8 protein-coding genes are annotated in these 7351 nt (G+C 67.6%); all 8 read left to right on the forward strand.

Annotation, left to right across the window (positions count from 1 at the left end; translation table 11 throughout):
• The first annotated feature begins 57 nt into the window (after positions 1 to 57).
• Positions 58 to 792: a DJ-1/PfpI family protein gene (locus tag ABT294_RS32205; RefSeq protein ID WP_350810065.1), complete on the forward strand. Its 735-nt coding sequence runs from the start codon at positions 58 to 60 to the stop codon at positions 790 to 792.
• Positions 793 to 1000: 208 nt separating this feature from the next.
• A complete protein-coding gene (locus ABT294_RS32210; protein ID WP_350810066.1) occupies positions 1001 to 1147 on the forward strand; it encodes a hypothetical protein in 147 nt (48 codons plus the stop codon).
• A gap of 21 nt (positions 1148 to 1168) precedes the next feature.
• Positions 1169 to 1468, forward strand: coding sequence for a hypothetical protein (locus ABT294_RS32215; RefSeq protein WP_350810067.1), 300 nt, complete (start codon positions 1169 to 1171; stop codon positions 1466 to 1468).
• Positions 1469 to 1681: 213 nt separating this feature from the next.
• Positions 1682 to 2668: a helix-turn-helix domain-containing protein gene (locus ABT294_RS32220; protein ID WP_350810068.1), complete on the forward strand. Its 987-nt coding sequence runs from the start codon at positions 1682 to 1684 to the stop codon at positions 2666 to 2668.
• A gap of 228 nt (positions 2669 to 2896) precedes the next feature.
• On the forward strand, positions 2897 to 3364 hold the full coding sequence (locus tag ABT294_RS32225) for a DUF2690 domain-containing protein (RefSeq protein ID WP_350810069.1): 468 nt from the start codon (positions 2897 to 2899) through the stop codon (positions 3362 to 3364).
• A 178-nt stretch (positions 3365 to 3542) separates the two neighbouring features.
• The gene (locus ABT294_RS32230) at positions 3543 to 3725 is read left to right on the forward strand and encodes a hypothetical protein (RefSeq protein ID WP_350810070.1); all 183 of its coding nucleotides are present in this window, start codon (positions 3543 to 3545) and stop codon (positions 3723 to 3725) included.
• 61 nt (positions 3726 to 3786) lie between these two features.
• Positions 3787 to 5310 carry an alkaline phosphatase D family protein gene (locus ABT294_RS32235; protein ID WP_350810071.1) on the forward strand — a complete coding sequence of 508 codons (1524 nt, stop codon included), beginning with the start codon at positions 3787 to 3789 and terminating at the stop codon, positions 5308 to 5310.
• A 6-nt stretch (positions 5311 to 5316) separates the two neighbouring features.
• Entirely contained in the window at positions 5317 to 6927 is a 1611-nt protein-coding gene (locus ABT294_RS32240) for a discoidin domain-containing protein (RefSeq protein ID WP_350810072.1), read from the forward strand.
• Positions 6928 to 7351: the final 424 nt, after the last annotated feature.

Below are 7351 nucleotides of genomic sequence, written 5' to 3' on the forward strand. Positions count from 1 at the left end.
GCAAGACGGCACGACCGGCGCTGGCCTCACCCTCCGGCCTGATTCCACCATTACGCCATGGAACGAAGAGATCTCTTGGTGGGCACGACCGCTGCGATCGCCGCAGCCGCCCTGCCGGGCACCGCGGCCGCCTCAGCGACGTCGCCGGTCGGTGCGCGGCAACGCGTGCACATCGTGTTGTTCGACGGCGTTGAGGAACTGGACTTTGCCGCGCCGCTGGAAACCCTCGACATCGCCGGCAAGTTCGGCGTGCCCATCGAAACAAGGCTGGTCACCGTCGAGGGGCCGCAGACCGTGACAGCCCATTGCGGTACCCGGATCGAGGTGCGCGCCGACTGGATGCCCGACGAGGCGGACGTGATCCTGGTGCCGGGTGGCGGGGCTCGGGACGACGGTAAACCCGGCGTGTTCGCGGAGATCAAGCGTGGAGTGATCCCAGCCGCGTTGCGGGCGGCCCGTCGGCCGGGGCTCACGATGGCGTCGGTGTGTACCGGCGCGCTGTTGTTGGGTGCGGCGGGTCTGGTTCGCAATCGGCCATGCACCACGCATCACCGCAGCAAGGAGCAATTGGCCGAGCAAGGTGGCAAGGTCGTCAACGGGCCGGGTCCCGGCATGCTAGGGCCGCGCGTGGTCGACGACGGAGATCTGGTCACCTCGGCCGGTGTCACCAGCGGCCTGGAACTGGCCTTGTGGCTGGTCCAGCGCGCGTACGGCACGCAGATGTCGATGAATGTCGAGATGGTGCTGGAGTACGAACGCCGCGGCGTCGTCCACGAAGCCCGCCGCCGCTAGGGAGTGTCTTAAGACGGTTCGCCCTGGGAGCGTAGGTTGCATCCTGGAATAGACCATCGAGGTGGTGGAGTTCGATGCCGATGTGGCGGCGCCGCGACGGCGAGGTCCGGGCATGTCCTGATTTGTGAGGTGCTCGACGTCGCGGCCCTTGCCCTCTGGCGGGCAACCTCATGCGTAAGATCACCCTGCAAGAAAGGATCGCCCTGGCATGTCTGATGTCGAGTTCCACTTTCCGGCGACGTCGCCTGCGCTTCGCGCCCGCGAGTTCGTGGAACGGGTTGAAGCGCCCTTTCTGGTCAACCACAGCATCCGCCGTTACTTGTTCGGCCGGGCCGTCGTCGAGCAGCGAGGGTAAAGGCCCGGTGCGGACCTCGCCGTGCGCTTCCTGCTCGAGGAGGGTCTCAGCGAGGCGCGCACGCAGATCGTCTGGGATGCGATCGCGTTGCACACCTCGTCTGGCATCGCCAACTGGAAGGGACCGGTGGCCGAGTTCGCCCAGCAGGGCATTGCCCTGGACATCGGCGGCCAGGGGACCGATCGGCTGCCTCCTGGGTTCGCCGATGAGGCGCACGCTCGCTTTCCGCGGTTGGGTGTGGAGGACGCCCTGGCGGACGCCATCGTCTCCCAGGTCCTCGCCAATCCGGCCAAAGGCATGTTCATGACGCTCCCCGGCTAGCTCGCCCGCCAGCGTGTGCCGTCCTCGCATGTCCCAACCTGGGAGCAGATGATCGCAGCCTCGGAGTGGCAGCGCTGCTGACGCGCTCCCGGGACGGGGAGAACCAGGACTCAGGCGTGCACGCCGTCGTGTACGGCCGCATGGTCACCTGCGCGAGTCTCTCGGTGTTGTCCATGAATGCGTGAGCCTAAAACGTGGTTGGGAGGAGAGCCGGTGATCGAGCGAGTGTTCCAGAGTGGCGACGTGCCCGCGGCGGAGCGGTTCGAATATTGGCGTGAGCAGCTTACTCGGACGGTGGTGCCAGTCGAGATATACAGCAACCACCAGGGAAACTTCCGCGCCTACCAGCGCATCCTGGAACTTGGTGCCGTTTACGTCCGAACCTCCGCGTTCCTTCCGCTGCAGGCAATCCGGACGTCGCGTCTGATCCGGGAATCCGATCCCGAGCGCTATCACCTCAGCATCTCCTCGCGTGGCGTCATGAGGACCTCTTGGAACGGTCGTGAGACAGTGACCGGCGTGGGCGACCTATACGCCTATGACACCTCGCGCCCTGGGACGTTCACCCTGGCGGTGTCCGAAGCCGAGAGCCTGGCAGAGATGACCTCACTCGCGGTCCCCAAGGCCATGGTGCCGTTGCCTCACCGCAGCATGGACCGACTACTCGGTGGGCGCCTACCAGGACAGGAAGGGATCGGCGCTCTGCTCTCAGGCTTCCTTACCCGTCTGAGTGCCGATACCGGCAGCATTCGGCCGGCCGATGGTCCCCGGCTGGGCGCGGTCCTGCTCGATCTGTTCCCCGCGTTGTTCGCTCACCTCCTCGAGGCCGACGCCACTCTGGAGCCGGAGACCCGCCAACGCGCCCTCGCGCTGCGCATCCAGTCCTTCATCCAGCAGCACCTACATGACCCGGACCTCACCCCGTCCGCGATCGCCGCCGCGCACCATATCTCTCTGAGTTACCTCCATCGGCTCTTCCAGTCTCATGCAACCACCACGGTGGCCGCATGGATCCGCCAGTTGCGCCTGGAACGCGCGCGCCGCGACCTCGCCGATCCCGCACTGCGCGCCGTCGCCATCCACGGCATCGCCTCCCGCTGGGGGTTCCCGCGCCCCGAGGACTTCAGCCGCGCCTTCCGCGCCGCCTACAGCATCACCCCGAAGGACTATCGACATCAGGCGCTACTCGACTCGGTGTAGACGCTCCGCCAAGAAATTGGCGACTCACCGCCAAGGCATCCTTGCAATTTCATGCCATCGTGATCAGCGCGACGGTGGCACCGGGCCGGGGCCGCAACGGGTGCTTTCGCAGTGCGTTAAATCCCGCCGGAGTGACTTTTGCCATGTGCAGAGGTCGAAATCAGCGCCCACCAAAGGACGACCCCGCCTCGGCCCATAAAAGATCTATGAGGACTTATGCAACTCTCTGTGAAGCGGACTCTCGCAGGCTCGACGGGCATTCTGCTGCTCTGCACGGGACTGCTCGTAGGCACGTCCCCTGCCCAGGCCGCGACCGGCCACGACCCGTACAAGTCCGGGTGCGCGGCAACGAAGCGGGTGGTCACGTCGGGCGAGCTCAAGGTGACCTCCGGCCAGTACAAGGGCAGTCACTACGGCGACATCAAGCTCATGTGGTCTCGCAAGTGCCAGACGAACTGGACGGAGATCTGGGTCGACAAGAGTGACTGGGGTCTGGTCCGCGTCGTCCTCGCGAAGAGGAATACGGATGGAAAGCGGATTGTGGACTTCAATTACGGGCCTGGTAACGGCGGGCACCACTGGGGCGACATGATCAGCGGTCGCGGCATCTGTGCATGGGGCTTCGCCACGGCTCACAGGGCCAAGAACCTGGTGGCGCGCGGCACCACGCCGACTCATACGAGCGCCTGCGGCTGACCTGTCTCGCGAGCCCGTTGCCGGTTCCGGCGGCGGGCTCGACAATGCCTTTCCCCGGCCACCACCCGGCTCCCCTGAGACGGCCAGACTAGTGCTCTGTACCCCGTTCTGCGTGCCATCGCGGGCGCCTATGACACGCAGACCGCCAGGTGGGCGGCGAAGACCCTGGAGTATCCCCGTGGTCGACGTCAAGCTGACCGGTAGTTCCTGGCCATGGGCCGCGACACTCATCCCCGTGGCGCTCGCGCTGCTGGGCACCGCCTCCGGCAATCTGTCCGCCGGGTCGCAAGCCGCGATCTGTCTGCGATCGACCGATCGTTCATCCGCTTATGAGTGGATAAGCACCGCATTTCCCCGATGAATCCCGATGCATAGGCAGCAATGTGAACCACCTTCGGCGGCGCGGTCCCTCCCGGCGCCAAATGCTCATGTACGCGGCCAGCACCGCAGGGCTGGCCGCGTTCGCCCAGCTCCCCAGTGAGGCAGAGGCGAGAACCAGGTCGCTGCAGGGCACCCCCTTCACCCTCGGTGTGGCCTCTGGCGATCCGCGGCCGGACAGTGTGGTCCTGTGGACGAGGCTGGCCGTCGAACCCCTCGCGGACGACGGCCTCGGCGGCATGCCGCGTACTCCCTTGCCGGTCCGCTGGGAGCTGGCCGAGGACGACAGCATGCGCAAGGTCGTGCGGAGTGGCACCGCCACGGCGCGCCCCGAGTTGGCGCACGCCGTACACGTCGAGGTGGAGGGCCTGCTGCCGGGGCGCGAGTACTGGTACCGCTTCAGCACGGGCGGCTACGAAAGTCCCGTCGCCCGCACCAAGACGGCGCCCGCCCCGGGCTGGGCCACCGAGGTGGCGTTCGCGTGGGCCTCATGCCAGCGATGGGAGGACGGCTTCTACACCGCGTACCGCGACATGGCCGCCCAGGACCTCGACGTGATCGGGCACCTGGGCGACTACATCTACGAGTACGGCATCGGCGCCACCGGCGGCCGGCGCAACATCCCGCTCTCACCCGCGCACAACGCGCCGACGATGACGCTCTCGCAGTACCGGCTCCGCTACGCGCTGACCAACACCGACCCCGATCTGCGCGCGGCCAGGGCGGCGGCGCCGTGGTTCCTGGTGCCCGACGACCACGACGTCGAGGACAACTGGGCAGCCGACCAGTCGCCCACCGGTATGACGCCGGAGAACTTCCTGCGCCGCCGCGCCGCGGCCTTCCGCGCGTACTTCGAGAACCAGCCGTTGCGCCCGTCCACCCTGCCCGCCGGCCCCGACACCACGTACTACACGCGCCTCAGGTACGGCAGGCTGGCGACCTTCTTCGCCATGGACGAGCGCCAGTACCGCAGCCCGCTCGACATCAACGCCAGGCTGGATCCGAACCGCACCATGCTGGGCGCGGAGCAGGAGGAGTGGCTGCTCGACGGGCTTGGCCGCTCGCACAGCACCTGGAACATCCTGGCCAACCAGGTGCAGATGTTCCAGCTCGACCGGCTTACCGATCCGGGGCTGCAACAGCTCAACCCGGACACCTGGGACGGATATGCGGCCGCCCGCGATCGCCTGTGGGCGGGCATCGCCGAGCGCCGGGTATCCAACCCGGTCGTCGTCACCGGCGACGCGCACGTCAACTGCGCCGCCGAGCTCAAGGTCGGCTATGACGACCCGAGCTCACCGACCGTCGGCGTCGAGTTCATGGGCACGTCCATCACCACGGGCGGCAACGGCTCTGACATGACGCCGGGCGGCGCCGAGTGGCTGGCGGCCAACCCGCACCTGAAGTTCTTCAACAATCAGCGCGGCTACGTCCGCTGCCACATCGCGGCGGACACCCTGCGCACCGACTACGTGGTCGTGGACCGGGTCACCGCTCCGGACGGCACTGCCTCGGTACGCAGGTCGTTCGTCGTCGAGTCCGGCCGCCCTGTCCTCCAGGAGGTGTGAACCAACATGAAGATCATCATCGCCGCCTCCGTGGCCATCGGTGGCCTGGCAGTCGCCGCCCCTGCCGACCACGCGGCCGACAACATGGCACGCACCCCCTCCGGCCAGGTGCTGGTCGTCCACGCGAACCTGCAGGATTCCGTACGGCAGGCCGACGCGTCGGACACCGCCGACCTGGACACGTTCGCGCGCAAGCTGGCCGGCAAGCTGCCCGACGCGCCCGACGCGCTGGTGCTCAACGAGATCCTCGGCCCCGGTGCCCAACACCTGGCCACCCGTCTCAGTCGTGAGACAGGCGACCGCTACACGGTGGCGATCGCGGGTGACCGCTCGGCCTTCCGCCCTGACGGCTCGGTCAGGGAGACCGCGATCATCCTGAACGCGGAGACGATGACCGCCGAGCGAGCGGGCACGTTCGAGCGCGTCCAGGATGAGGACCAGGCTTTCCTCTCCGCGAGGAAGCGGGACTCCAGCCTCCGCGTCCCGCTGGTGGCCGCGCACCCGGGCGGCGACCCGGCGACAGCCGTACCGGCGCTGTCCGAACTGATCGGCAACCGGTTCGAGGCGGGAAACGTCACCGTCCTCGGTGGCGACTTCCGTGCCGCGCGCTGTGCCGTACCAACTAAGGATCAGGCCGTGGACTGCGCGCCACAGGCCTTCTGGGCCGAGCTGACCGGGCCGCGTGCCTACAGCGACGCGCTGTTCGACAGGGGCGACGCGCAGGCGCGTGACCACACCGGCTACCTGTTCACGCGCGGCCAGGTGCTCCGCGCCGGAATCGACGCCGACCCACCAGCCGGGTGCAAGGCCGCCTTCGACGCCGGGCGCTCTCGTACGGCCTCCGCTGCCTGCCGCGATGGTTACTACGCCGACGCGCCGTTCAGCTGGGCGTTGCTGGCCGCTCCCAAGGACGTGCACGCGGTCGTGACGCCTGCCAAGGTGGCGCTTGACCACTGTCAGATCAACACCCGGGTGGGCGCGGTCATCGCCAAGGGTGTCAACAACACGGGCTCGCCGGTCACCCGCCACGTCACCGTGGAAACCGCCGGACCGGTCAGCGCGACGCCGGTCAGGGGGACGCTCAACATACCCGCCAGGCAGGCGGCCGCACTGCCGATCAAGGTAACCGCGCCGAGGGACGCCGCTGCGGGCACGCACAAGCTCACGGTCACGGTGGGCGAGGAGGCCACCGAGGTCCCCGTCACGATCACCAAGGACTGCACGGAGCCCGCCGTGTACGCCAGCAGCTTCCACCCGGGCAACGGTCCCGAGCGGGCGATCGACGGTGACATCACCACGTTCTGGCACTCGGAGTACTCCCCGCCGCACCCGCTCCCGCAGTGGATCACCCTCAACCTGGGCGCGGTCAAGAAGGTCAGCACCCTGGAGTATCAGCCGCGGTTCGATGGCAACCTCAACGGCACGATCCTCGACTACCGCGTGTTGGTAAGCGCGGACGGCGAGGTCTTCACCCAGGTGGCCTCGGGCACCTGGGCCGCCGACGCTCGGCTGAAGACCGCCACGTTCCCTGCCACCGACGCGAGGTACGTTCGCCTGGAGGGCAGCCGGGCCAGTGGCGGCTCCTACCTGTCGGCCGCCGAGGTCGTGGTCCGCTGACGCGTCCACTCACGCATGGGTCACCGACAGGACGGCGGCCAAGCCGCGACCAGTGCACCCGATCACTGCGCTACGGACGCCAACTGACCGTCCGTCCCCGCCAAGAACACCAAGTCCTCCAGCAGATCCGCGCCGATCAAGCCACCGACCAGTGGCAGATGCGATGCGCGATCCGCTCCGGCGTCGCAGGCACCATGGACCGCAGACCAAGTACGAGAGAAGGGGGCAGTCCCCTGGTTGCCGATCACGTCCCCGGAGACGGATACGGCTCGAACACGGCGGGATAAGTCCGGCGAGATAACGATCATCAATGCGTTTCCGCAGGTCGAAGCTGGCAGCCCTAGCTATCCATCAACGATGGAATCGCCTGGCCGGGGATAGCTGAGGAAGTCAGCTCCTGCGAGCTTCGCATGGCGCATGGCGG

The organism is Nonomuraea sp. NPDC000554 (genome assembly GCF_040300065.1).
In the GTDB taxonomy this organism is placed as follows: Bacteria; Actinomycetota; Actinomycetes; order Streptosporangiales; family Streptosporangiaceae; genus Nonomuraea.